The organism is Burkholderiaceae bacterium (assembly GCA_024235995.1).
Lineage (GTDB): Bacteria > Pseudomonadota > Gammaproteobacteria > Burkholderiales > Burkholderiaceae_C > Ottowia.
On the sequence record JACKLI010000001.1, the window covers coordinates 1,275,948 to 1,300,941 of the forward strand.

The 24,994-nt window shown below is 69.4% G+C and carries 23 protein-coding genes; 13 read left to right on the forward strand and 10 right to left on the reverse strand.

Going from position 1 to position 24,994, the window contains the following annotated elements; all coding sequences use genetic code 11:
- Positions 1-16: 16 nt before the first annotated feature.
- Positions 17-3,310 (reverse strand): cobalamin B12-binding domain-containing protein, encoded by a 3,294-nt coding sequence (locus H6927_06200; GenBank protein ID MCP5217690.1) that lies wholly within the window; start codon positions 3,308-3,310, stop codon positions 17-19.
- A gap of 174 nt (positions 3,311-3,484) precedes the next feature.
- Between H6927_06200 and H6927_06205 the strand changes: the two genes are divergently transcribed.
- Positions 3,485-4,624: an MBL fold metallo-hydrolase gene (locus H6927_06205; GenBank protein ID MCP5217691.1), complete on the forward strand. Its 1,140-nt coding sequence runs from the start codon at positions 3,485-3,487 to the stop codon at positions 4,622-4,624.
- Here H6927_06205 and H6927_06210 read toward each other — a convergent pair.
- From H6927_06210 to lysM, 3 genes are all read right to left on the reverse strand, one after another.
- Positions 4,581-6,080 (reverse strand): amidase, encoded by a 1,500-nt coding sequence (locus H6927_06210; protein ID MCP5217692.1) that lies wholly within the window; start codon positions 6,078-6,080, stop codon positions 4,581-4,583. The two genes, H6927_06205 and H6927_06210, sit on opposite strands and share 44 nt — an antisense overlap.
- Before the next feature lie 7 nt (positions 6,081-6,087).
- Positions 6,088-7,305 (reverse strand): prolyl oligopeptidase family serine peptidase, encoded by a 1,218-nt coding sequence (locus tag H6927_06215; protein ID MCP5217693.1) that lies wholly within the window; start codon positions 7,303-7,305, stop codon positions 6,088-6,090.
- Positions 7,306-7,492: 187 nt separating this feature from the next.
- Complete coding sequence (gene lysM, locus H6927_06220) at positions 7,493-7,975, reverse strand: peptidoglycan-binding protein LysM (GenBank protein MCP5217694.1); 483 nt, start codon at positions 7,973-7,975, stop codon at positions 7,493-7,495.
- Positions 7,976-8,083: 108 nt separating this feature from the next.
- On the opposite strand from lysM, the gene H6927_06225 reads away from it, so the two are divergent.
- On the forward strand, positions 8,084-8,863 hold the full coding sequence (locus H6927_06225; GenBank protein MCP5217695.1) for a type III pantothenate kinase: 780 nt from the start codon (positions 8,084-8,086) through the stop codon (positions 8,861-8,863).
- On the opposite strand, the gene H6927_06230 is transcribed toward H6927_06225, so the two are convergent.
- Positions 8,857-9,939, reverse strand: a complete 1,083-nt coding sequence (locus H6927_06230) for a DUF2817 domain-containing protein (GenBank protein ID MCP5217696.1) — start codon at positions 9,937-9,939, stop codon at positions 8,857-8,859. The genes H6927_06225 and H6927_06230 overlap by 7 nt on opposite strands.
- Positions 9,936-11,183 (reverse strand): amidohydrolase, encoded by a 1,248-nt coding sequence (locus H6927_06235; GenBank protein ID MCP5217697.1) that lies wholly within the window; start codon positions 11,181-11,183, stop codon positions 9,936-9,938. The genes H6927_06230 and H6927_06235 overlap by 4 nt, the downstream gene beginning before the upstream one ends.
- 67 nt (positions 11,184-11,250) lie before the next feature.
- Between H6927_06235 and H6927_06240 the strand changes: the two genes are divergently transcribed.
- Positions 11,251-12,363 carry an aminopeptidase gene (locus tag H6927_06240; GenBank protein ID MCP5217698.1) on the forward strand — a complete coding sequence of 371 codons (1,113 nt, stop codon included), beginning with the start codon at positions 11,251-11,253 and terminating at the stop codon, positions 12,361-12,363.
- A gap of 40 nt (positions 12,364-12,403) precedes the next feature.
- Positions 12,404-13,642, forward strand: coding sequence for an acyltransferase (locus tag H6927_06245; protein MCP5217699.1), 1,239 nt, complete (start codon positions 12,404-12,406; stop codon positions 13,640-13,642).
- A 14-nt stretch (positions 13,643-13,656) separates the two neighbouring features.
- Here the strand turns inward: H6927_06245 and H6927_06250 are convergent, their stop codons facing one another.
- The 4 genes from H6927_06250 to H6927_06265 all read right to left on the reverse strand — a co-directional run bounded on the left by H6927_06250 (position 13,657) and on the right by H6927_06265 (position 16,432).
- Entirely contained in the window at positions 13,657-13,911 is a 255-nt protein-coding gene (locus tag H6927_06250; GenBank protein MCP5217700.1) for an acyl-CoA-binding protein, read from the reverse strand.
- A 66-nt stretch (positions 13,912-13,977) separates the two neighbouring features.
- Positions 13,978-14,667, reverse strand: a complete 690-nt coding sequence (locus tag H6927_06255) for a TetR/AcrR family transcriptional regulator (protein MCP5217701.1) — start codon at positions 14,665-14,667, stop codon at positions 13,978-13,980.
- Positions 14,664-15,824, reverse strand: a complete 1,161-nt coding sequence (locus tag H6927_06260; GenBank protein MCP5217702.1) for a DUF3108 domain-containing protein — start codon at positions 15,822-15,824, stop codon at positions 14,664-14,666. Before H6927_06260 ends, H6927_06255 begins: the two co-directional genes overlap by 4 nt.
- Before the next feature lie 98 nt (positions 15,825-15,922).
- On the reverse strand, positions 15,923-16,432 hold the full coding sequence (locus H6927_06265) for a phasin family protein (GenBank protein MCP5217703.1): 510 nt from the start codon (positions 16,430-16,432) through the stop codon (positions 15,923-15,925).
- Between the two features lie 155 nt (positions 16,433-16,587).
- On the opposite strand from H6927_06265, the gene rfbB reads away from it, so the two are divergent.
- Genes rfbB through H6927_06310 form a run of 9 tightly spaced genes read left to right on the forward strand, consistent with a single transcriptional unit; the run spans position 16,588 to position 24,991 of the window.
- Positions 16,588-17,652, forward strand: a complete 1,065-nt coding sequence (gene rfbB, locus H6927_06270; GenBank protein MCP5217704.1) for a dTDP-glucose 4,6-dehydratase — start codon at positions 16,588-16,590, stop codon at positions 17,650-17,652.
- Positions 17,649-18,551 carry a dTDP-4-dehydrorhamnose reductase gene (rfbD, locus tag H6927_06275; GenBank protein ID MCP5217705.1) on the forward strand — a complete coding sequence of 301 codons (903 nt, stop codon included), beginning with the start codon at positions 17,649-17,651 and terminating at the stop codon, positions 18,549-18,551. The genes rfbB and rfbD overlap by 4 nt, the downstream gene beginning before the upstream one ends.
- Positions 18,548-19,447, forward strand: a complete 900-nt coding sequence (gene rfbA, locus H6927_06280; GenBank protein ID MCP5217706.1) for a glucose-1-phosphate thymidylyltransferase RfbA — start codon at positions 18,548-18,550, stop codon at positions 19,445-19,447. The genes rfbD and rfbA overlap by 4 nt, the downstream gene beginning before the upstream one ends.
- Position 19,448: 1 nt before the next feature.
- Entirely contained in the window at positions 19,449-20,558 is a 1,110-nt protein-coding gene (locus H6927_06285; GenBank protein ID MCP5217707.1) for a DegT/DnrJ/EryC1/StrS family aminotransferase, read from the forward strand.
- Between the two features lie 3 nt (positions 20,559-20,561).
- A complete protein-coding gene (locus H6927_06290) occupies positions 20,562-21,494 on the forward strand; it encodes a glycosyltransferase family 2 protein (GenBank protein ID MCP5217708.1) in 933 nt (310 codons plus the stop codon).
- On the forward strand, positions 21,491-21,955 hold the full coding sequence (locus H6927_06295; protein ID MCP5217709.1) for a WxcM-like domain-containing protein: 465 nt from the start codon (positions 21,491-21,493) through the stop codon (positions 21,953-21,955). The genes H6927_06290 and H6927_06295 overlap by 4 nt, the downstream gene beginning before the upstream one ends.
- A complete protein-coding gene (locus H6927_06300; protein MCP5217710.1) occupies positions 21,952-22,326 on the forward strand; it encodes a GtrA family protein in 375 nt (124 codons plus the stop codon). The genes H6927_06295 and H6927_06300 overlap by 4 nt, the downstream gene beginning before the upstream one ends.
- Positions 22,327-22,354: 28 nt before the next feature.
- On the forward strand, positions 22,355-24,190 hold the full coding sequence (locus tag H6927_06305) for a hypothetical protein (protein ID MCP5217711.1): 1,836 nt from the start codon (positions 22,355-22,357) through the stop codon (positions 24,188-24,190).
- A gap of 57 nt (positions 24,191-24,247) precedes the next feature.
- Positions 24,248-24,991 carry an N-acetyltransferase gene (locus H6927_06310; GenBank protein ID MCP5217712.1) on the forward strand — a complete coding sequence of 248 codons (744 nt, stop codon included), beginning with the start codon at positions 24,248-24,250 and terminating at the stop codon, positions 24,989-24,991.
- Positions 24,992-24,994: the final 3 nt, after the last annotated feature.

A 24,994-nucleotide genomic window follows, 5' to 3' on the forward strand; every position in this document is an offset into this window, starting at 1 on the left:
TGCAAGCGGCGCAGCCTCACATGCTGCGCCGGTACTGCCCGCCCACCTCGAACAGGGCGCCCGTGATCTGCCCCAGCGAGCACACGCGCACGGCGTCCATCAACACCTCGAACACGTTGGCGTTATCGATCACCGCCTGCTGCAGGCGCGCCAGCATGGCGGGCGCTTCGTTTTGGTGGCGCTGGTGGAAGTCGGCCAGGCGCGTGAGCTGGCTTTGTTTTTCTTCCTCGGTCGAGCGCGCCAGCTCGATGTGCTCGGGCACGGGCTCGCCGTGCGGGTTGCGGAAGGTGTTGACGCCGATGATCGGGTATTCGCCCGAGTTCTTCTGCATCTCGTAGTACAGGCTTTCTTCCTGGATCCTGCTGCGCTGGTAACCCGTCTCCATGGCGCCCAGCACGCCGCCGCGCTCGCTGATGCGCTCGAATTCCGATAGCACGGCTTCCTCGACCAGCTCGGTCAGCTCCTCGATGACGAAGGCGCCCTGGTTGGGGTTTTCGTTCTTGGCCAGGCCCCATTCGCGGTTGATGATGAGCTGGATCGCCATCGCGCGGCGCACCGATTCTTCGGTCGGCGTGGTGATGGCCTCGTCGTACGCGTTGGTGTGCAGGCTGTTGCAGTTGTCGTAGATGGCGATCAGCGCCTGCAGCGTGGTGCGGATGTCGTTGAAGGCGATCTCCTGCGCGTGCAGGCTGCGGCCGCTGGTCTGGATGTGGTACTTGAGCTTTTGCGAACGCTCGTTGGCGCCGTATTTCTCCTTCATCGCCACGGCCCAGATGCGGCGCGCCACGCGGCCCATCACGGTGTATTCGGGGTCCATGCCGTTGCTGAAGAAAAAGCTCAGGTTGGGCGCGAAGTCGTCGATATGCATGCCGCGGGCCAGGTACGCCTCGACCAGCGTGAAGCCATTGGACAGCGTGAAGGCCAGTTGGCTGATCGGGTTGGCCCCCGCCTCGGCGATGTGGTAGCCGCTGATCGACACGCTGTAGAAGTTGCGCACGTTGTGGTGCACGAAGTACTGGGCGATGTCGCCCATCACCTTCAGGCTGAACTCGGTCGAGAAGATGCAGGTGTTCTGCCCCTGGTCTTCCTTCAGGATGTCGGCCTGCACCGTGCCGCGCACGTTGGCCAGCACCCATTCGCGGATCTTCTGGCCTTCCGTGTCGGTTGGCTCGCGGCCGTTGTCGGCTTTGAACTTGGCCAGGTTCTGGTCGATGGCGGCGTTCATGAACATCGCCAGGATGGTGGGCGCCGGGCCGTTGATGGTCATCGACACCGAGGTGCTGGGGCTGCACAGGTCGAACCCGTCGTACAGCACCTTGATGTCGTCCAGCGTGGCAATCGACACGCCCGAGTTGCCCACCTTGCCGTAGATGTCGGGACGCGGGTCGGGGTTGGCGCCGTACAGCGTGACCGAGTCGAAGGCGGTGGACAGGCGCTTGGCCGGCATGCCCTCGCTCACCAGCTTGAAGCGGCGGTTGGTGCGGAAGGCATCGCCCTCGCCGGCGAACATGCGTGTCGGGTCCTCGCCCTCGCGCTTGAAGGCGAAGGTGCCGGCGGTGTAGGGGTAGCTGCCCGGCACGTTGTCCAGCATCAGCCACTTGAGAATCTCGCCGTGGTCCTCGAAGGTGGGCAGTACCACCTTGCGGATGGTGGTGCCCGACAGCGAGGTGTGCGTGAGCACGGTGCGGATTTCCTTGTCGCGGATCTTCACCACGTATTCGTCGCCGGCGTAGGCCTGTTGCATGGTGGGCCACTGCGCCAGCAGCTTGCGCGCGTCTGCATCCAGGCGCTCGGCGCGGGCCTCGGCCAGCTTGAGCACCGTGTCGCGCGCGCCGCTTTTCTTGGGGTCGTCCTCGGTCAGCATGCGCGCCGATTCGCGCAGCTGCTGCACCTCGCGCGCCAGCCGGGCCTGCGCGCGTGCGCGCCGCTTGTAGCCGCGCACGGTCTCGCCGATCTCGGCCAGGTAGCGCACGCGCGGCCCCGGCACGATGGGGGTCTGGCTGGTGCTGTGGCGCGTGGCCACGGGCGCCAGGCGGCCTTCCTTCACGGGCAGGCCCAGCGCGGCCAGCCGGGGCTTGAGCGCCTGGTACAGCGCCGTCACGCCGTCGTCGTTGAAGTGCGAGGCCTGGGTGCCGAACACCGGCATGTCCTCGGGCTTCTTGCCGAAGGCCTCGCGGTTGCGCTGCATCTGCTTGGCCACGTCGCGCAGCGCGTCCATGGCGCCCTTGCGGTCGAATTTGTTGATGGCCACGAACTCGGCGAAGTCCAGCATGTCGATCTTCTCGAGCTGGCTGGCGGCGCCGTATTCGGGCGTCATCACGTACATGGGCACGTCGACCAGCGGCACGATGGCGGCGTCGCCCTGGCCGATGCCGGGCGTCTCGACGATCACCAGGTCGAACCCGGCCGCCTTGCACGCGGCAACGATGGCGGGCAGGGCGGGCGTGACCTCGCCGCCCGCCTCGCGCGTGGCCAGGCTGCGCATGAACACCCGTGGCCCGCTGCTCCAGGGGCCGATGGCGTTCATGCGGATGCGGTCGCCCAGCAGCGCGCCGCCCGACTTGCGCCGGCTGGGGTCGATGGAGATCAGCGCCACGCGCAGCGCGTCGTCCTGGTCCAGCCGCAGGCGGCGGATCAGCTCGTCGGTCAGGCTGGACTTGCCGGCGCCGCCAGTGCCGGTGATGCCCAGCACGGGCGCCTTGCTCTGGGCCGCGGCGGCCTGCACGGCCTTGAGCAGGGCCGCATCGGCGTGGCTGTTTTCCAGCGCGGTGATGAGCTGCGCCAGCGCGCGCCAGGCGGCCTCGCCCTGGCCCTGGATGGCGTCGATCTTTTTCGGCGCCCGGCCCGACAAGTCCTTGTCGCAGCGCATCACCATCTCGCCGATCATGCCCTTCAGGCCCATGCGCTGGCCGTCCTCGGGGCTGAAGATGCGCGCCACGCCCCAGGCCTGCAGCTCGCGGATCTCGCTGGGGACGATCACGCCGCCGCCGCCACCGTAGACCTGGATCTGCTCGCCGCCGCGCTTTTTCAGCAGGTCGATCATGTACTTGAAGTACTCGACGTGTCCGCCCTGGTAGCTGCTGACGGCGATGCCCTGCACGTCTTCCTGCAGCGCGGCGGTGACGATCTCGTCCACGCTACGGTTGTGGCCCAGGTGGATCACCTCGGCGCCCATGCCCTGGATGATGCGGCGCATGATGTTGATCGCCGCGTCGTGCCCGTCGAACAGCGAGGCGGCGGTGACGAAGCGCACCTTGTTCTTGGGGCGGTACTCGGCCAGGGCTTTGTAGTCGGCGGACAGTTCGGTCATGCGCGGGTCTCCAAGGTGGTATGGCGTCGATTGAATCAGGTCGGCGCGCGCCCGTCCATCGGAGATGGCCGGGCCAGGGCGTGATTGACGTTTACGTAAACGTCATATTATGGGCGGTGACCCGGGATTCGGCAAGACGTCGCGTGGGCGGCCGTTCAGTCCTAAACTGCCGCGATGACTCCCATCCAACGGTTTGATCCTGCCTCCAGCACCTACACCTACCTGCTGTTCGACGAGGGCTCGCGCGAGGCGCTGATCATCGATCCGGTCGACGAGCAGCTCGAGCGCGACCTGGCCGAGCTGCAGCAGCGCGGCCTGACGCTGAAGTGGACGGTGGAAACCCACGCCCACGCCGACCACATCACCAGCGCCGCCAGACTGGCCGAGCTGACCGGCGCGCGCATGGCCGCGCCGGCCGGCTGCCACGTGGGCACGGCTGCCGTGCAGCTGCAGGACGGCGACACGCTCGGCTTCGGCGCCGAGACCCTGCGCGTGCTGCACACCCCGGGCCACACCGCCGGCAGCGTGTGCTTCGTGTGGGCGCCGCGCGCCCGGCCCGAGCCGGCGCAGCTGTTCAGCGGCGACACGCTGCTGATCCAGGGCTGCGGGCGGGCGGATTTCCAGTCGGGCGACGCCGGCCAGCTGTACGACAGCATCACGCAAAGGCTGTTCACCCTGCCGGACGCCACCGTCGTCTGGCCGGCGCACGACTACCACGGGCGCACGCAATCGAGCATCGGCGCCGAGAAGGCCGGCAACCCGCGGCTGGCGGGCAAGACGCGCGAGCAATTCATCGCGCTGATGGCCGAGCTGCACCTGCCGCGCCCGCGGCGCATCGACGAGGCGGTGCCGGCCAACCAGCACTCGGGCCTGCGCCAGGACGCAGGCGGCGCGCCGCTGGCCGACGACGGCGTGCGGCCGGCGCAGGGCTACGCCGGCGACGTCACGCCGCAAACGGCACAGGCCTGGATGCAGGCCGGCCGCGCGGTGCTGGTGGACGTGCGCACCGACGCCGAGCGCGAATGGGTGGGCTTCGTGCCCGGCGCGCAGGCCGTGGCCTGGAAGCAGTGGCCCGGCATGGCGCCGAACCCCGACTTCGACGCCCAGGTGCGCGCCGCCGCCCAGCACGGCCAGCCGCTGGCCATGCTGTGCCGCAGCGGCGTGCGGTCGATTGCCGCCGCGCGCCGCGCGACCGAGCTGGGCCTGGTGGCCTACAACATCGTGGGTGGCTTCGAGGGGGACCCGGACGACAACGCCCAGCGCGGCCACCTCAACGGCTGGCGCCGGGCCGGGCTGCCGTGGCGGCAGAACTGAGCAGGCCGTCCATCGATGGCTTGACGGCCAGCCAGTCGTCAATCACCTGCTCATACGCCGCCGCCAGCCGCAGCACGCCGGCGTCGTCGTGTGGCCGGCCGATCAGTTGCAGGCCCAGGGGCAAGCCTTCGGCGTTGAAGCCCGCGGGCACGCTGATGCACGGCAGGCCGGCGAAGGTGGCGTAGATCACCACCTCCATCCAGCGGTGGTAGGTGTCCATGGCGCGGCCGGCGATGCTGCGGGGCCAGCGCTCGGCGGCGTCGAAGGGCCAGACCTGGGTTGTGGGCAGGGCCAGGACGTCGTGCCGCTCGAACAGCCGCAGCATCTGCTGGTGGAACTGCGTGCGCGTGGCGCTGGCGGCCATGAACTGCGCGGCGCTGCAATTTTGCGCCTGCTCGTGCTCCCACAGGGCCTCGGGCTTGATGTGGGCGCGGTTGCCGTCCTTCAGCAAAAAGGGCGCGATGCGCGCGGCCACCAGCACGCGGCGCCAGACGAGCCAGGCGTCCCACACGCGCTCGGGCGCCATGCCCAGGCGCGCGGGTTCGATGGCGCAGCCCAGGCCTTCCAGCCGGCGCAGGGCGGTGGCGCAGCCCTCCAGGATGCCGCCCTCCATGGGCAGGTGGCCGTCCAGGTCGGCCAGCCAGCCGATGCGAGTGTTCTTGGGGTCAAAAATGGCTCCGGCCACCGCCAGATTTGCGCCATCAGCTATCGAAAGAGGAGAATCCGGCGACCATCCGGCCTGCGTGGCCAGCAGCCGCGCCACGTCGCGCACGCTGCGGCCCATGGGGCCTTCGGTGCCCAGCTGGCTGATCCACACGTCCTGCGCCGGCCACATGGGCACGCGGCCCTGGCTGGGGCGAAAGCCGAACACGTTGGCCCACGCCGCGGGGTTGCGCAGGCTGCCCATGAAGTCCGAGCCGTCGGCCACCGGCAGCAGGCGCAGCGCCAGCGCCACGGCCGCGCCGCCGCTGGAGCCGCCGGCGGACTTGCGGGGGTCGAAGGCGTTGAGCGTGGTGCCGAAGACGGTGTTGAAGGTGTGCGAGCCCAGGCCGAATTCGGGCACGTTGCTCTTGCCGATGACGATGCAGCCCGCCTGCTTCATGCGCGCCGTCATCAGGCCGTCTTCCTTGGCGACGAAGTGCCGCATCAGCGGCGAGCCCAGCGTGGTGGGCAGGCCGGCGGCGTTGGCCAGGTCCTTGATGGCCTGCGGCACGCCGTGCAGCCAGCCGCGTGATTGGCCCTGCGCCAGTTCGGCGTCGCGGGCGTCGGCCTCGGCCAGCAGTTCTTCGGGCGGCCGCAGCGACACCAGGGCGTTGCAGCCCGGGTTGAGCCGCTGGATGCGCGCCAGATACGCCTGCATCACCTCGCGGCAGGACACGCGGCGGGCGTGGATGGCCTCGGACAGCGCGCTGGCGTCCAGCGCGGTGAGGGCTTCGTCGGACGGCGGGCAGGCCATGGCGGGACTATAGGCCGCGCGCGGTGGCGGCCATCACCTGCAGGGCGTAGGTGAAGTACTCGGGCACGCAGGGCAGGTGCCCGGTGGGCGTGACCCCGCTGCATTCGCGCAGCGTGACCGGCGCGCCGCCGGTGGCGCGCAGGGTGTTCAGCGCCGACACCGAGGCGGCGAACGGCACGGTCTGGTCCTCGCGCCCGTGAAACAGGTACACCGGCGCCGAGGGCGTCCAGCCCCAGTGCACGCTGCTTTCCTGCATCAGCGTGTCGCGGTCGTCGGCCAGGTAGGCGTCGAGAAAGCGCGCGTCGTAGCGCACGTCGGCATCGTCCGGCACGAGCAGGCGCAGCAGCGCGCGGCGCACCTCGGCGCGCACGCTGCCGCCCAGGTACTTGAGGGTGCCGGGCCGCAGCATCCAGGCCACGGCCGGGTACTCGTCGCGCACCCGTTCGAGCAGGCCGTCCAGCGTGGCCTGCACGTCGTACGGCCCCGCGGCGGGCAGGCTGGCCTGCAGCTGCGCGCGCAGGGGGCTGCCGGTGCGCTCGATCTCGCGCTGGGCGGCCATGGTGGCGTAGCCGCCCTCGGAGTAGCCGACCAGGTAGAGCTGGCCGTTGTCGGCCACGCCGCTGGCCGCGCGCCAGGCCTGCGCGGCGCCGATCATGTCGATCACGGCGCGTGCCGTCGGGCGCGACAGCAGGTAGGGGTGCGGCATGCCCTGGCTCTGGCCGAAGCCGACATAGTCCGCCGCCACCACGATGTAGCCTTGCGAGGCCAGCACGATGGGCGGCTCGCCCGGCTCCAGCTTGAGCGAAGGCGCATTGGCGTTCTCGAACGTGGTGGCGTGCTGGTAGCTGATGACGGGGCTGGGCTCGCCACCGCCTTTTCGGGGCAGCGCCACCAGGCCGGAGGCCTGCACCAGCGCGCCGTCGGCGTCTTCGGTCAGATAGCGCACGCGGTAGGTGCTGACGGCGTAGCGCGCCGGAATCGCGGGCACCTTCGCCTGCCCGGCGGCCAGGGCCGCGTCGATGGCCGAGGCGGTGATTTCGATGCCCGGCACGGTGTCCAGCCATTGCCCGGCATGGGGCGTCGGCGCGGGCGTTGGATCTGGCGTGGGTGCCGGCTCCGGCGCGGGCGAGGGTGCCGGTGCGGGCGTCGGGCTCGGGGCCGGCGCAGGCGCCGGGTCGCCATCGCCGCCGCAGGCCACCAGGGCCAGGGACAGGGCGCAGGCCATGAGGACCCACCGCCGCGGGCGGTGGATGGGCGCGGACGGCATCGAGACGGAGAGCAAGGCCATGGGGGAGCTTCTCATGGATGAGGCGGCGCCGGCGTGCCGTCGGCACCCAAGCGCCTGGTGGATGCAAAACGGCACCCGAAGGCGCCGTCCTGGGGGGCGTGCTCGCCCGTGGGCGAGTCAACGATCAGAGCGCCGGGATGCGCAGCTTCTGGCCCGGGTAGATCTTGTCGGGGTGCGTCAGCATGGGCTTGTTGGCCTCGAAGATGACGGGGTACTTGTTGGCGTCGCCGTAGTACTTCTTGGCGATGGCCGACAGCGTGTCGCCGCGCACCACGTCGTGGTATTGCGAGGCGGTGCCGGCGGGGTACTGCAGGTTGTTGTCGACCCCGCTCACGCTGGCCACGTTGCCGGCGGCCAGGCCGGCCTTCTCGGCCGCTTCCTGGCTGGGCGCGCTGCCGGCCAGGGTGACCTTGCCGCTGGCACCGTCGAAACCCACGTCCAGGCCGATCACGCCCAGGTTCTGCTGCTCGATGTAGGCCTTGATGGCGTCGGCGGCCTTCTGGTTCAGCTCGGCCACGTTGGGCGCGCCGCTGGCCGCGGCCTGCTCGACTTCCTTGGCGCCGAACAGCTTCTCGCCGGCTTCCTTGATGAAACTGAACAATCCCATGGTGACTCTCCTTACGGTTGGTGCGGACGGAAACAACCACTGTAACGCCTGCAGGGGCGGTGCAAACCCTTGGCTTGGGGGCAAACTTAGCGCTTATATTGCGTGCCCATGACATTTTTGGCGATCGACGTCGGTAACACGCGGCTGAAGTGGACGCTGTACGAGCGCCCGGCCGTGGGCACGCGCGTGCTGGCGCATGGGGTGGAGTTCCTGGAGCAGCTCGACGGCCTGGCCGACGGGGCCTGGGCGAGCCTGCCCGAGCCCACGCGCATGCTGGGCTGCATCGTGGCCGGCCCGGCCGTCAAGTACCGCGTGCAGGAGCAGATGGAGCGCTGGAGCGTGGAGCCGCGCTGGGTGGTGGCCTCGGAGGCCGAGGCGGGCCTGGTCAACGGCTACGACTTTCCGGCGCGGCTGGGCGCCGACCGCTGGGTGGCCATGGTGGGCGCGCGCCACCACATGCTGGCGCGCGGGCCGGCGCGGCCGATCCTGCTGGTGATGGTGGGCACGGCGGTGACGGTGGAGGCCATCGACGCCAGCGGGCGCTTTCTGGGCGGGCTGATCCTGCCGGGCCACGGCATCATGCTGCGCGCGCTGGAGTCGGGCACGGCCGGGCTGCACGTGCCCACGGGCGAGGTGGTGGAGTTTCCGACCAACACCAGCGACGGCCTGACCAGCGGCGGCACCTACGCCATCGCGGGCGCCTGCGAGCGCATGTTCCGCCACCTGTTCCTGCGCTGCGGCGCCGAGCCGCTGTGCCTGATGACGGGCGGCGCGGGCTGGAAGATGATGCCTTCGATGATGCGGCCCTACGAGCTGGTCGAGAACCTGATCTTCGACGGCCTGCTGGTGATCGCGCAGGAGCGCGAGGCGCTGCACGGCGGCTATTGAAGCCCGTCCGCAGCCTGAAACAGCGCCTGCCGCGCCTGGCTGACGATCTGCCCCTTCCATGGGTCGGTGTCGGTGTAGAAGGCGCGCAGCATGCGGGCTTTGATCTCGGCGGCGAGCAGGGGCGGCGCCTCGGGGTGCCGCGCCAGCCAGTGGTCGCCGCGCAGCGCGTCCAGCACCTCGGTGATTGGCTCGGTGCCGTACTCCAGCGCGATGCCGGTGTACTCGGCCTGCGGCGCGGCGTCGTGGATCGCCTCCCACATCAGGCCGGTCAGCAGCGGGCTGGTGGACGAGCCGTCGTAGATCGAGGTGATGTGCTCGCCCCACCAGCGGCGCGCGCGGGCCACGTCGGCGGCGCTGTCGCGCCCGGCCCAGATGCGCTCGCCCACGCCGCTGGGGCCCAGGCCGGTGTGCAGGTCGATCCAGGCCACGCGGCGTGCGCGCGCGGCGTGCTGCGCCAGCACCCGGCGCAGGGTCTGGTTGCTCCAGGTGGGCGCGCGCCCGCCGAAGAACAGGCCGTCGGCGAACTCGTGCTGCCCGCCGGAGATCGCGGCCTGCCAGGCGGCCACGCCGTGGCGGGCGATGAAGGCCTGCACGGCCTGGCGGTTGGCCTCGTCGGGCGGCCAGGTCTCGGGCAGCAGCAGGGGGTGCACCTGGCGGTAGGCCGGGTTGTCGGGCAGGGGTTGGCCGAAGTCGTGGAAGTTGCGGTTCAGGTCCACATTCTCCTGCGTCACGCGCCGCCCGTGCGAGAAGCCCCAGGGGTTGAGCGCGTGGACGTACAGCACCGCCACGCCGGCGGCGCGGGCCCTGGCGCGCCACTCGGCGTCGTGCAGGGCGAACACCTGCACGCCGCTGCCGCAGTAGCCCTCCACGCCGTGGCAGGCGCTGCTGACGATCAGCAGGCGTTCGCTGCCGGCCTCGCCGTCGAGCGCCACGTCCATCGCGAGCTGCTCGCCGTCCTTGCCCGGCAGCGGGTGGTTGAAGGACTCGATGCGCGTGCCGGCGGTGGCCGCCGCTTCGAGGAACTTGACCCGCGCCTTGGCGTAGCTGGGCGAGAAGGCGTCCGGGATGGGGATCACTTGGTTGCTCCCGGCATGGGGCGGTCGGCGGGCGGGGTGTGGGCCAGCCAGGCCTGCGCCAGGCGTACCCAGTAGGTGGCGCCCAGCGGGATCAGCTCGTCGTTGAAGTCGTAGTGCGGATTGTGCAACGTGCAGGGCCCGGCGTCGTGGCCGCCGCCCTCGTAGCGGCCGCGGTGCGCGCCGTCGCCGTTGGCGATGAAGCAGTAGGCGCCGGGCTTGGCCTGCAGCATGTAGGCGAAATCCTCGGCGCCCATGGTGGGCTCCTGCGCCAGCGCGTGGTCGGTGCCGACGATGCCGGCCATCACCTGGCGGCAGAAGTCGGCCTCGTAGGCGGTGTTGACCGTGGGCGGGTAGTTGCGCACGAACTCGAACGCGCAGCGCGCCCCGAACGCCGCGGCCACGCCCTCGGCCACCTCCTGCATGCGCCGCTCGATCAGGTCCAGCGTCTCGTAGGTGAAGGTGCGCACCGTGCCCTGGATCTCGCAGGCGTCGGGGATGACGTTGGTGGCCTCGCCGGCGTGGATCATGGTGACCGAGACCACGGCCGCGTCCACCGGCTTCTTGTTGCGCGAGACGATGGTCTGCAAGCCCTGCACGATCTGGCAGGCGATCGGCACCGGGTCGACGCCCATGTAGGGCAGCGCGGCGTGGCCGCCCTTGCCGGTGATGGTGATCTTGAACTCGTTGCTCGACGCCATCACCGGCCCGGGCGAGACGGCGAAATGGCCGACCGCCATGCCCGGCCAGTTGTGCATGCCGAACACCGCCTCCATCGGGAACTGCTGGAACAGCCCGTCCTTGATCATCTCGCGCGCGCCGCCGCCGCCTTCCTCGGCCGGCTGGAAGATCAGGTACACCGTGCCGTCGAAGTCGCGGTGCTGGGCCAGGTGCTGCGCCGCGGCCAGCAGCATGGCGGTGTGGCCGTCGTGGCCGCAGGCGTGCATCTTGCCCTTGTGCGTGCTGGCGTGGGCGAAGGTGTTGAACTCGGTCATGGGCAGCGCGTCCATGTCGGCGCGCAGGCCGATGGCGCGGCCGCTCTTGCCGCCGTCGCGCCCGTGCACGATGCCGACCACGCCGGTGGTGCCCAGGCCGCGGTGGATCGGTAGGCCCCACTCGGCCAGCTTGGCCGCCACCAGGTCGGCCGTGCGCACTTCCTCGAAGCACAGCTCAGGATGGGCATGGATGTCGCGCCGCAGTTGGGTGATGCTTGCTGCCTGCGCCAGGATGGGTTCGATGAGGTTCATGGCGGCAGTCTAGCGGCCCGCCAAGGCTTTTGCACGCCAGGGCGGCTTGTGGACAATGGCGCTGCTCATGACGGCTCCTGCTTTCGTTCGCTGGCTTGCCCGCTGGCGCCTGTTGCCGCTGCTGCTGTCGGCTGCGCTGCTGGCCGGCTGCGGCACCGCCGGCTACTACGCCCAGGCCATCGGCGGGCAGCTGGCGCTGATGCAGGCCGCGCGCCCCATCGACGACTGGCTGCGCGACCCCGCCACGCCCGCGCCCCTGAAGGCGCGGCTGGCCCTGGCGCAGCAGCTGCGCGACTACGCCGTGACCGCGCTGGACCTGCCCGACAACGGCAGCTACCGGCGCTACGCCGACATCCACCGCCCGGCCGTGGTGTGGAACGTGGCGGCCGCGCCGGTGGACTCGCTCACGCTCAAGCGCTGGTGCTTCGCCTTCGTCGGCTGCGTGGGCTATCGCGGCTACTTCGACCCGGCCGAGGCGCAGGCGCTGGGCCGGCAGCTGCGCGCGCAGGACGGGCTGGAGGTGACGGTGTACGGCGTGCCCATGTATTCCACGCTGGGCTGGCTCAACTGGCTGGGGGGCGACCCGCTGCTGTCCACCGTCATCCACGATTCGGATGCGGCGCTGGCGCGCATCGTGTTCCACGAGCTGGCGCACCAGAGGCTGTACGTGGCCGGCGACACCGCCTTCAACGAGTCCTACGCCACGGCCGTGGCCAGCCTGGGCGCGGCGCGCTGGCTGGCGCGGCACGCCGACGCCGCGGCCCGGCGCGCCGACGAGCTGGCGCAGCAGCGCCAGCGGGACTTTCGCCAGCTCACCCACGCCACGCGCGCCGAGCTGAGCGCGATTTATGAGCAAAAAAGCGATCCAGCCCGCACGGAGCAAGCGCTGCTAGCTATGAAATCAGAAGCTATGCAGCGCTTTCGCGCGCGCTACCAGGCGCTCAAGGCGCGTTGGGCCGCGGCCGGCACGCCCTTCGACGGCTACGACCGCTGGGTGGTCCAGGCCAACAACGCCGCCTTTGCGCTGCAGGCCGCCTACGACGGCTGGGTGCCCGCCTTCGAGGCGCTGTTTGCGCGCGAGGACGGCGACTGGCCGCGCTTTTACGCGGCGGTGCGCACGCTGGGCGAGCTGCCCCGCGACGAGCGCGACGCGCGCCTGCGGGCGCTGGCCGGCGGCTGAGGCCGCATGCCCGGTTGGTTGGGCTGGCATGATCACGTCAATGCACCACATCCGCAAAAACCTCGACCTGGAGTTATTGCGCGCGGTAGCGATCTTGATGACCATTGCGCAGCACGCCGAGGTGCTGGTGTTTTGGCCGAGCAGCCTGCAGGAGCGTCTGCGTGTGTCCTTGGGGCTGTGGGCGGGAGTGGATCTGTTCTTCTGCATTTCGGGCTACATCATCACGCGCACGTTTTTGGCCAGCGCGCAATCGAACGCGCTGGCGTGGCCGGTTGGCGCGCGCTGGCCGATTGCGGTTGAGTTCTGGATCAAGCGGGTGTGGCGGCTGTGGCCGGCGGCATGGTGCTGGAGCGCGGTGGCGGTTCTGTGCGCACTGTGGTTCAACACCTCCGGGTTGTTTGGCCAACCCGGGCGCATGGCGCGGGACGCGCTGGCGGCGATCTTTCAGGTGGCCAATGTGCATTGGGCGGGGTGCTATCACAGCGACCTGTCGAGTTGCAATTTTGTTGATCAGGCGCGCGTGAACCTGCTGTTTCCGACCGGCTGGGCCTTGGTGGTGTACTGGTCGCTGTCGCTGGAAGAGCAGTTCTATCTGGTGACGCCCTTGCTGATGCTGCTGGTGCCGCGGCGCCATCTCGTGCTGCTGCTGGCCCTGGTTTGGCTGTGCCTGGTGCCGTGGAGCCGACCGCCCCTGGGGGTGGCCTGGTTTTTCCGCGTGGATGCCCTGGCCGTGGGGGTGCTCCTTGCGTTCTGGAGCCTGCGCGCGGTTGATGCAAGCCAACGCGCCCCGACCGCCCCGGCATCCATGCCGGTTCACCAGCGCGCAGCCCTGCAGGTTCTGAGTCTGCTGGCGATGGCCGTGCTGGCCTGGTTGGGCGCGCCCAGCCGTGCGGCGTGGCCAGGACTGGTCAGCGCGCTGTCCCTGATCGCGGGGTTTCTGGTGTGGATGGCCAGCCTGGATCGCCGGCTCCTGATGCCCACCGGCGTGCTGGGCGGCGTCCTGACCTGGCTGGGCGCCCGTTCGTACAGCATGTACTTGACGCACATGCTGGCGTACCTGGGCACGCGCGAGCTCTGGCATCGCCTGGGCGCAGCGCCCGAGGCGCATATGGCCTTGTATGGGGCGTGCGCCCTCGTTTTGTTGCTGGGTCTGGCCGAACTTGGCTACCGGCTGGTTGAGCAGCCGGCGCGGCGCAAGGGCTATCGACTGGCGGCCCGGTATCGGGCAAGCCGCGTGTCAGGGCAGGGCGTCGATCGCTCCGATGCATCGGCGTCCTAGCCGGACCCTCTGGGTCAGCGCAGCGCGTCGATTAGCTCGATGTATTGGCTCTTGGCTTCGTCCGTGCTGGTGCCTTCGAGCTTCTTCCAGGCGTCCCACTTGGCGCGCGCCACGATGTCGGCAAAACCGGGTTTTGCCTCTTCGTTGTCGCCTTCGGTGGCCTGTTTGTAGAGTGAGTAAATCTTCAGCAGGGTCGGGTTGTCGGGCCGTTGGCTCAGGGTTTTGGAACGCGCGACGGCGTCGGTGAAGCGGGTGTTCAGCTCGGACATGGTGGCTTGGTCAAACAACAGGAGGGTGATCGTGATGGGGGATGGGCCGGCGCTGCGCGCGCAAGGTCAGCCCGGCTCTGGTGGCGCGCTGTAGGCTTGCAACAGCGTGTTCAGGTGCTTGCGCTGTGGCGCATCCAGGTGTGGAAGCAGCAGGCCCATCACATGGTAGGCGCCGCGCATCAGTGCGTCTTGCGCGTTGTTGGGCTCCATGGCGCTGCGCGGCCGCAGCACGTACTCGTAGCTTAGCCAGTAGGTCAGCACCACCACCATGCTGGCGGCGATGGCATCCTGTCGGCGTTCGGCGTCGATCGCCGACGGGGGTTCGGCGGCAGGGGCATCGGTGGCGCGCAAATGATCCAGCACCCCCCGCAGTGCGCTCTTCTTGCGCATCAACAGCGCCGGGAAGTGGGTTTCCAGATGACGGTTGCGCGACAGCAGGTGGTTGAGGTCGCGATAGAAGAAGCGGTACTGCCAGATCAGCTCGAACAGCGAATGCAGCAGGAACCAGGCATCCTCGACATCGCGCACATCGTTGGCCGCGGCCAGCAGCTCGGTCAGGGTCCGGGCGTACTGGTCAAACAGGGTGTTGATCAACTCGTCCTTGGACGGATAGTGGTAGTACAGGTTGCCCGGGCTGATGCGCAACTCGCCAGCGATCATCGAGGTGGATGTGTTGGGCTCGCCAAAGCGGTTGAACAGCTCCAGCGAGGTGCTCAGGATCCGCTCGGCGGTGCGGCGAGGCGCTTTGCGGATCATGGCGGGGAGGTGGGCGTGCCGAGGGCGGGCGCCGTGCTGTTCGTGGGGGTGGGCTGCGAGTAGGCTCGCGCCAGGTTGTATTCGACGTGGTCGCCGGTGGGTTCGGTGACGCGCAGGCGCACCGGCAGGTAGTCCAGCGTGGGGCCGAGCCAGACTTCGATGCGGGCGTCCCGTTGGTCGTGCGGTGCGTGCACCAGCCGGATCGTCGGCACCGTCTGATCGCCCAAGGCCGGCAGGTCTTCATTGGGTTCGACCACAAAACTCCACAGCCCGGCGCCACGCAGGTGGGCCGCCGGCAGTTCGATGGTGCTGCCCACCGGATAGCGTGCCGGATCGCCCCCCAGCAAGGCACCCAGTTGAAACAGCACGCTCAGTCGATCGACCGCACCCGGCACCAGCGGGGCGTGGGCGCCCGCCGCGCTGAACCATACCTGTCGCGTGTTGTAGTCAAAGCCAATTTCCTGGGCATCGGGCGTGCGCGATTCGGCGCGCACCGGCACCAGCCCCTGCGGTGCGATCAGGCCGATGGTGCTGCGGGTTTGCTCGCCCACCTTGGGGTTGTAGAACCCCCATCGGATTTCGTACCACTGGCCATCCTGGCGCCACCGGACCGGGGTTGGCACGGTAAATTCCTGGCCGTCGATGGTGCCCGCGGCCTGATAACTCAAGACGGCGGCACGCGCCAGCCGGATCGGTGCGTCCCCCATGTCCTGCGCGAGCTTCAGTGCCGGCGCCGCTTCGCTGCTCGACAGCGGCGGCTGAATCGGCATGGGCGCGATCGCGCCGCCAAAGTCTCCCACGGGTTTGGGGGTCAGCAGGCTGACTGCGGCATCGACGCTGCCGCGAGAGGTTGCGGGTGTGCGAGGTGACTCGGCGGCGGAGGTTGAGGGGGGCGTCGGGGCTTGGGGGGGCTGTGCGGGATGGGACTTGGCTGGCCGGGGCTTCGGCTTGGGCTCAGCGGGCTTGTCCGGCTGTGGCAGGGGCGTTGGCGGCGCCACGGGCTGAGGCTCGACCGAGGGCGCCGGCGCTGGTGGGGCGATCAGGCGGGTGACGAAGGTGCCAGCGTCCTGTCCGGCCAGTGGGGTTTGGCGCAGGTGGGGCAAGCCCAGCACCAGCAGCGCGTGGATGGCCACCACCAGCACGGTGGTGCCCGCCAACTGGCGCCGATACGGAGTCGGAACGGGAGCGAGGGCGGGGGCGTGGTTCAAGACAGACTGTGAAAAGCAGGAAGGTCGGAATGTTCGGGGGGGCGCACTCACGTGGACTTGCCAGCCCCTTTGCGCCGCGCGCTGCCAGTCGGCGTTGGTGCCGCCGGCTCGGCGGGCGCGGCGCCCTGTGCGTGCGCGAGCGCGCGCTCCAGCGTGGTGACGCGTGTTTTCAGGTCGGCGATTTCAAACGCCGACGGCATGCCCAGGCTGGCCAGCGCGCGCGCCACCCGGCCTTCGAAGATGCCGCCCAGCCGGTCCCAGGCGCCCATGCCTCCTGTCGCGCCGGCGGTCAGGCTGTCCATGTGCTGCGCCGCTTCGGCCCACTGTTCCTTGGCCAGGGCCTGCGTGCGCGCCTGCATTTCGAGGCCCTGCTGCACCAGGGCCTCGAACGCCTTGGCGCCCTCGGCCTGGGCATTGGCCTGAGCGCTGGCGAGCGCCCCCAGCCCGGCCAGCCAGATGTTGTGCGCGGGGGTATTCAGACCGTCTTGCGGTGCTTGGGGAGCCGTTTCCGGTGCGTGGGTCGGACGGGCAGCGGTTTTGTCGGGTTTGGTGGCCATGGCGGGGGTTCTGGGTGGGCGGAAATCATCCTAGCCCGCACTGTAGCCTTTTCGAGGCAGGGCAAGCCACATGAAATAATGCCGAATTTCGTGCCATCGCAGCAGGTTGCGCATTGCATCAAGCCCTGCGGCACCATGGCTTGAGGGGCAGCAACATGATTCTTGTCACCGGCGGCGCCGGCTTCATCGGCAGCAACTTCGTGCTCGACTGGCTGGCCGCGGGCGATGAGCCCATCGTCAACCTCGACAAGCTGACCTATGCCGGCAACCGGGCCAACCTGGCCGCGCTGCAGGGCGACGCGCGGCATGTGTTCGTGCAGGGCGACATCGGCGACCGCGCCCTGGTGGCGCGCCTGCTGGCCGAGCACCGGCCGCGCGCCATCGTGCACTTCGCGGCCGAAAGCCATGTGGACCGTTCCATCCATGGCGCCGAGGATTTCATCGTCACCAACATCGTGGGCACCTTCCGCCTGCTGGAAGCCGCCCGTGCTTACTGGAGCGATTTGCCCGCGGGCGCGCGCGCGGCCTTCCGCTTTCTGCACGTGTCCACCGACGAGGTCTACGGCAGCCTGGCACCCGACGCGCCGGCCTTCACCGAGGACCACGTCTACGAGCCCAACAGCCCCTACAGCGCCAGCAAGGCCGCCAGCGACCACCTGGTGCGCGCCTGGCACCACACGCACGGGCTGCCGGTGCTGACGACCAATTGTTCCAACAATTACGGTCCCTATCACTTTCCCGAAAAGCTGATCCCGCTGATGATCGTCAACGCGCTGGCCGGCAAGCCGCTGCCGGTGTACGGCGACGGCATGCAGGTGCGCGACTGGCTGTACGTGGGCGACCACTGCAGCGCCATCCGCCGCGTGCTGCAGGCCGGCCGTCCGGGTGAGACCTACAACGTCGGCGGCTGGAACGAAAAGCCCAACATCGAGATCGTGCACACCGTGTGCGCCCTGCTGGACGAATTGCGCCCGCGTGCCGACGGGCAGAGCTACCGCACGCAGATCACTTACGTGAAAGATCGCCCCGGCCACGACCGGCGCTACGCCATCGACGCGCGCAAGATCGAGCGCGAGCTGGCTTGGCGCCCGGCCGAGACCTTCGACACCGGCATCCGCAAGACCGTGCAGTGGTATCTGGACCATGCCGACTGGGTGGCGCAGGTGCAGTCCGGCGCCTACCGCGACTGGGTGGCCACGCAGTACGGCGCCCGCGCATGACGATCCTGCTGCTGGGCAAGAACGGCCAGCTCGGCTGGGAGCTGCAGCGCAGCCTGGCGCCGCTGGGGCGGGTGATCGCGCTCGATCGCCACGGCGGCGATGGCCTGTGCGGCGACCTGGCCGACCTGGACGGCCTGGCCGCCACCGTGCGGGCGCTGCGGCCCCGCGTCATCGTCAACGCCGCGGCCTACACCGCCGTCGACCGCGCCGAGTCCGAGCCCGAGCTGGCGCGGCGCATCAATGCCGATGCGCCCGCCGTGCTGGCGCGCGAGGCGGCGGCCTGCGGCGCACTGCTGCTGCACTACGGCACCGACTACGTGTTCGACGGCAGTGGCCAGACGCCCTGGCGCGAGATGGATGCCACCGGCCCCCTGAGCGTGTATGGCCGCACCAAGCTGGCCGGCGAGCAGGCCATCGTGGCGGCGGGCGGCGCGCACCTGATTTTGCGCACCAGCTGGGTCTACGCCGCGCGCGGGGGCAACTTCGCCAAAACCATGCTGCGCTTGGGCGCCGAGCGCGAGCGCTTGACGGTCATCGACGATCAGTGGGGCGCGCCCACCGGCGCCGAGTTGATTGCCGATGTCAGCGCCCACGCCATCGCGCAGGTGCTGTGCCAGCCCGCCAAGGCCGGCGTGTATCACCTGGCCGCGGCGGGAGAGACCACCTGGTTTTCCTATGCAAAATACGTTCTGGCGCAGGCCCAGCAAGCGCAATCAGCTATTAAATTAATAGTAAACGAGGTGGCTCCCATCGCCACCGCCGACTACCCCACCCCCGCGCGGCGGCCGCACAATTCGCGTCTGGACACGCGCAAGCTGCAAGCCGCCTTTGGCCTCACCCTGCCGCCCTGGCAGGACGGCGTGCAGCGCATGCTGCAAGAAATCCTGCAAACACCATGACCTCTCCACGCAAAGGCATCATCCTGGCCGGCGGCTCCGGCACCCGGCTGCACCCGGCCACCCTGGCCATCAGCAAGCAACTGCTGCCGGTGTACGACAAGCCGATGATCTATTACCCGCTGGCCACGCTCATGCTGGCGGGCATGCGTGACATCCTGGTCATCAGCACACCGCGGGACACGCCGCGCTTTCAGCAGCTGCTGGGCGACGGCAGCCAATGGGGCATCCAGCTGCAATACGCCGTGCAGCCCAGTCCCGACGGCCTGGCGCAGGCCTTCATCATCGGCGAGCGCTTTGTCGGCGGCGCGCCCAGCGCGCTGGTGCTGGGCGACAACCTGTTCTACGGCCACGACTTCGAGACCCTGCTGTCCAATGCCGACGCGCGCAGCCAGGGCGCCACGGTGTTTGCCTACCACGTGCACGACCCCGAGCGCTACGGCGTGGTCGAGTTCGACGCCCGCGGGCGCGCCGTCAGCATCGAGGAAAAGCCCAAACAGCCGCGCAGCAACTACGCCGTCACGGGGCTGTACTTTTACGACAGCCAGGTGGTGGACATCGCCAAGTCGATCCAGCCCAGCGCGCGCGGCGAGCTGGAGATCACCACCGTCAACGACGCCTACCTGAAGCAGGGCCAGCTCAACGTCGAGATCATGCGGCGCGGCTACGCCTGGCTGGACACCGGCACGCACGACAGCCTGCTGGACGCCGGCCAGTTCATCGCCACGCTGGAGCGCCGCCAGGGCCTGAAAGTGGCCTGCCCCGAGGAGATCGCCTGGCGCAAGGGCTTCATCGACGCCGCGCAGCTGGCCCGCATCGCCGAGCCGCTGGCCAAGAGCGGCTATGGGCAATACCTGATGCGGCTGTTGCAGGATGCGGGCGCGCCAAAGCGACGTTGACATGGCCAATCCCCCCAGCGTCCCCTTCTTCTGCGCCGCCGGCGCCGCCTTCGGCGTCGACCTGGGCGCCTGCCTGCAGCAGGTGGCCGACAGCGGCTGGTACGTGCTGGGCCCGGCGGTGCGCGGCTTCGAGGCCGCGTTCGCGCGCCACGTCGGTGTCGAGCACGCCGTCGGCGTGGCCAACGGCACCGACGCCATCGCCCTGGCCCTGCGCGCGCTGGGCGTGGGCCCCGGCCAGCGCGTGCTGACGGTGGCCAATGCCGGCTGCCCCGGCAGCGCCGCCATTGCCCAGGTGGGCGCCGACGTGGGCTGGGTCGACGTCGACGAGCCAAGCCTGACGATGGCGCCCGACGCGCTGGCCGCCGCGCTGGCGGCCGGCCCGGTGGCCGCCGTCGTCGTCACCCACCTGTACGGGCAAATGGCCGCCATGCCGGCCATCGACGCCCTGTGCCGGCAGGCCGGCGTGCCGCTGATCGAGGACTGCGCCCAGGCGCACGGCGCCACGCTTCAAGGCCGCCGCGCCGGCAGCTGGGGGCGGCTGGGCTGCTTCAGCTTCTACCCCACCAAGAACCTGGGCGCCCTGGGCGACGGCGGCGCGGTGGTGACGTCGGACGCGGCGCTGGCCGAGCGCCTGCGCGCGCTGCGCCAGTACGGCTGGGTGCGCAAGTACGAGGTCGCGCTGGCCGGCGGCGTCAACAGCCGCCTGGACGAGCTGCAGGCCGCCGTGCTGGCGGCCAAGTTGCCGCGCCTGGATGCGGCCAACGCGCGCCGCCGCGCCATCGCCGCGCGCTACAGCGCCGCGCTGGCCGACCTGCCCCTGCGCTGCCCGCCCGCGCCCGGCGCCGAGCACGTGATGCACCTGTACGTCGTGCGCACGCCGCGCCGCGCCGCGCTGCAGGCCCACCTGGCGGCGCTGGGCATCGCCAGCGACGTGCACTACCCCATCGCCGACCATCGCCAGCCCATCTGGGCGCACCGCCCGCCGCCGTCGCTGCCCGTCACCGAATCGGCCTGCGCCCAGGTGCTGTCGCTGCCCTGCTATCCGGGCCTGAGCGATGCGCAGGCGGACGCGGTCATCGCCGGCGTGCGCGCCTTCTTCGCCCAGGGTTGACCGGTGCTCAGCCTCATCATCCCGGTCTACCGCAACGAGGGCTCCATCCCCGAGCTGCTGGCCGCCGTGCAGGGCCTGCACCGGCAGCTCGCCGGCGCGCTGGAGGTGGTGTTCGTGGTCGACGGCAGCCCCGACCGCTGCCACGCCCTGCTGCGCGAGCAGTTGCCGGCCACCGGCCTGCGCGCCACGCTGGTGCTGCTCACGCGCAACTTCGGCGCCTTCGCCGCCGTGCGCACCGGCCTGCAGCACGCCCGCGGCGAGCACTTCGCCGTCATGGCGGCCGATTTGCAGGAGCCGCCCGAGCTGGTGCCGCAGATGCAGGCCGTGCTGGCGCGCGGCGAGGCCGACGTGGTGGTGGCCGAGCGCGCCCTGCGCCACGACCCCTTCATGCAGCGCTGGCAGGCGCAATTGTTCTGGGCCGCCTACCGCCGCTGGGTGGTGCCCGAGATGCCGCCCGGCGGCGTGGACATCTTCGCCTGCAACCAGGCCTTTCGCGACGCGCTGCTGGGCCTGCACGAGAGCCGCAGCTCGCTCATCGCGCAGATCTTCTGGCTGGGCTTTCGCCGTGCCAGCGTGCCCTACGCGCGCCAGCCGCGCCGCCACGGCGCATCGGCCTGGACCTGGAGCAAGAAGATCGCCTACCTGGCCGACAGCGTGTTCGCCTTCACCGACCTGCCGGTGCGCTGGCTCACCCGCGCCGGCCTGCTGGGCATGGCGGTGGCGGTGGTCATGGCCGGTCTGGTGCTGTTCGGCAAGCTCACCGGCCTGATCGAGGTGCCGGGGTATTCGATGACCATGATCGCCATCCTGTTCTTCGGCGCGCTCAACCTGCTCAGCCTGGGCATCGTCGGCACCTACGCCTGGCGCGCCTATGAAAACACCAAGCAGCGCCCGCAGGCCGTGGCGCTGCGCATCGATCGCTTCGAAGCTCCATGAGCCAGCGAGCCCTGCCCACCGGCCCCTGCGTCATCGACAGCGCCGTGCGCGGCGTGCGCCTGCACGTGCTGCGCGAGGTGAAGGACGCGCGCGGCGATCTGTGCGTGGCCGAGGTCGGGCCCGACCTGCCCTTTGCCGTGCAGCGCAGCTTTCTGGTCTACAACGTGCCCAGCGCCGAGCTGCGCGGCGCGCACGCGCACCGGCGCTGCAGCCAGTTCCTGATGGCCGTCAAGGGCTCCATCCACGTCATTGCCGACGACGGCGCGCGGCGCGAGGCCTTCGTGCTCGACCGTCCCAACCTGGGCCTGCTGCTGCCGCCCATGGTGTGGGGCGTCCAGCACCGCTATTCGCCCGACGCCGTGCTGCTGGTGCTGGCCTCCGACCCCTATGACGCGGCCGACTACATCCGCGACCACGCGCAGTTCGTGGCCGAGGTGCGCGCCGCCGGAGCCGCTGCGTGATCGCACGCGAGGCCCTGCGCTATCTGGCCGCCGGCGGCGCCAACACCGCCGTGACTTACGCGCTGTACCTGGCACTGCTGCAATGGCTGGACTATCGCCTGGCCTACGCGCTGGCCTTTGCCTGCGGCGTCGGTCTGTCCTTTCTCCTGCTGCGCCATGCGGTGTTTGCAAGGCCTGGCAAGCGCTGTTCGCTGTTGTGGGCCGCCTTCAGTCAAGGTTTGCAACTGGGCCTTGGGCTCGCCGTGGTGCAAGCATGGGTTGCCTGGCTGCGGGGCCCCGCATGGCTGGCCCCCCTGGTCGCCACGCTGGTGTGCGTGCCCCTGATGTTTTTTGTGCAGCGCTGGATTTTCACCCCGCATGGCACGCATTGAAAAGCACTCGTTTGCCAGGACCTGGCTGTTGCGCGCCTGCGTCGCCTTGCCGCTGCTGATGCTGGGCGCCAACGTGCTGGCGTGGCTGCGCTGGGGCACCGATCTACCCTTTCTCGATGATTGGCGCGTCTACGATCAGCGCAACGCGCTGTCGCTCGATCCGGCGCGGCTCTTTCGCGCGGTCAACAACACCCTGGCGCCCATCGGGCTGGGCCTGGACGCATGGGCCCAGCGGTGGCTGGGCGGCAATGCCCTGGCATACCAGACCTTGTCGATGCTGGGCGTGCTGGGCGGCCTGCTCTGGCTGCAATGGCGCCTGTTGGGGCAGGTGTGTGGCAACCGTCTGCAACAAGCGGGCTTGTTTGCCTTTTGCATTCCCATGCTGCAGTCCGGCAGCTACTGGGGCGAGCAGAGCCTGGCGTACCACCAGGCGCTGCCGCTGCTGCCGTTGCTGGGCGCCATGGGCCTGGTGCTTGCCCCACAGGATGGGGGGCGCGGGCAACGGGGGTGGATTTTCCTGCTCGGGCTGCTGGCCGGCCTGTCCTACATCTCCGGCGCCGTGGCGGCGCTGGTGCTGGGGGCCTGCTGGATCATGCTGGCCTGGGGCATGCGCGGGCATGAACGGCCGGCGCTGCTGGCGCGCGTGCGTGCGGCCGGGTGGGCGTTGGGCCTGGCGGGCGCGCTCACCAGCGGCTTGCAGCTTTATCTGACGCGCAACCCCGCGCGGATTGACGGTGTGCAGCAGTACCTGGGCGTCACCTGGCCCGACCGTTCGGACTTCTGGGCCTACCTGTTGGGCAAGATCGGGCGCGGCACCGGGCACGGTTTTCATTCTGTCGCCCTGGAGCTGGGATGGGCTGCCGGGGTGTGCCTGATCTGGGGGGGGGCTCTCGCCTGGGTGCTGCGCCGGGGGTTGACCCGCCCGGCGCCGTCATCGGCGCGCTGGCGCCGCCTGGCCCTGGTGCTGCTGCCCCTCAGCGCCGTGGTTTTTTCCTATCTGGCAATCGTCAGCATGGGCCGCGCCGGCTTCCGCGATCCGGCCATCCGCGGCGCCGTGCAAGTCTTCCAGTTTTCCTACGAACGGTTTCATTTTTTCTGGGTGACCCTGCTGTTCCCCTGGCTGGCCGCCGTGCTGTTCCTCGGCTGGCGTCGGCGCCCTCACGCCATGCCGGCCCTGGTGGGGGCGCTGCTGGTCCTGGCGCTGCTTGGCTGGGCGCGCGGCGTTTTCGATGTCCAGACCCACTATCGCCAGGCCGCGCAGGCCCGCGCCAGGGACCTGGCCTGCCTTCAGCGTCAGCTCGGCTCGGGTGAGCCGATTGATTGCCTCGATCTGGCCTGGATGGGAATCCCCGACCTGACGCGCGCCTACATCCATGCGCGCGACATTCACGCCTCCTTCGTGCGCTACCTGCCCATCGTGGCCCGCCAGGGTTTCGGCCAGACCTTGCTGCACTGGTCCGGCACGGCCGATTTCGAGCGTGCATCATGGCGGAACGCGGTGCTTTTGCGCGACGGATGGTTTCGGGGCGAAGGGGATGTTCAATGGCTTGTTCCCGTGCCGGCTTCCCCTGCTGCCCAGGGCCTGGATCGATGCCGTACTCTCGGCGTGCGCTTGACGCTGCTCACCCGGGCGCAGGAGACCACCGAGATATTTTTTCGCCCCCGAGGGGCCGCCGCATACACTCAAGCGCAGTCGGCGCGGCAAGCGCACGCTCCTTGGGGCGATGGCACCGTATCGATGGAATTCTCGATCGACAGCCCCGTGGGGTTCGAGCCGCAGTTGCGCATCGACCCCGTCAGCGGACAAGGGCTTTTCAAGTGGCTGGACTTGCAAGTAACCTGCCGTCTTTGGGATCGACCCTGAAGCCCGGCCGGGCCCCTGGCCTTGAAACGAACTGAGAGCACGGTGACTGCTGCATCCATACACCCGACAGCCCTTGTCGACGACCAGGCGATCATCGGCTCGAACGTGGCGATTGGTCCCTACACCATCGTGCACAAGAACGTATCCCTTGGCGACAACACCGTCATCGGGTCGCACTGCGAATTGGGTTGCCCGGCAAGCGATGCGGCGCATGGCGGCATGCTCTCGATCGGAAAAAACAGCCTCATCCGCTCCCACAGCGTCTTTTATGAAGGCTCGACATTCGATCAAAACCTGACCACCGGCCATCGCGTCACCGTGCGAGAGCAAACGCGCGCCGGAAAGAATTTCCAGATCGGAACATTGGGCGACATCCAGGGGCATTGCAGGATTGGTGATTTCGTCCGGTTCCATAGCAATGTCCATGTCGGGCAGAAATCCAGCATCGGGAATTTCGTCTGGATTTTCCCGTATGTGGTCCTCACCAATGACCCTCACCCTCCCAGCGAGGTTCGAATGGGTGTCGTGGTGGAGGACTTCGTGGCCATTGCCACCATGTCCGTCATTTTGCCCGGGGCGACCATCGGCCGGGGGGCTTTGGTGGCCGCCCACAGCTCGGTTGCACGCGATGTTGCCCCCGATGTGGTTGTGGCGGGCTCGCCGGCCAAATTTGTCTGCAATACCGACGCAATAAAAATGAAGGATGGTTCAAATGCCAGTGCATATCCATGGCGCAGGCATTTTCACAGGGGCTATCCCCCGGATCAGGTGCTGCAATGGATCAATGAATTCACGCACTGATTT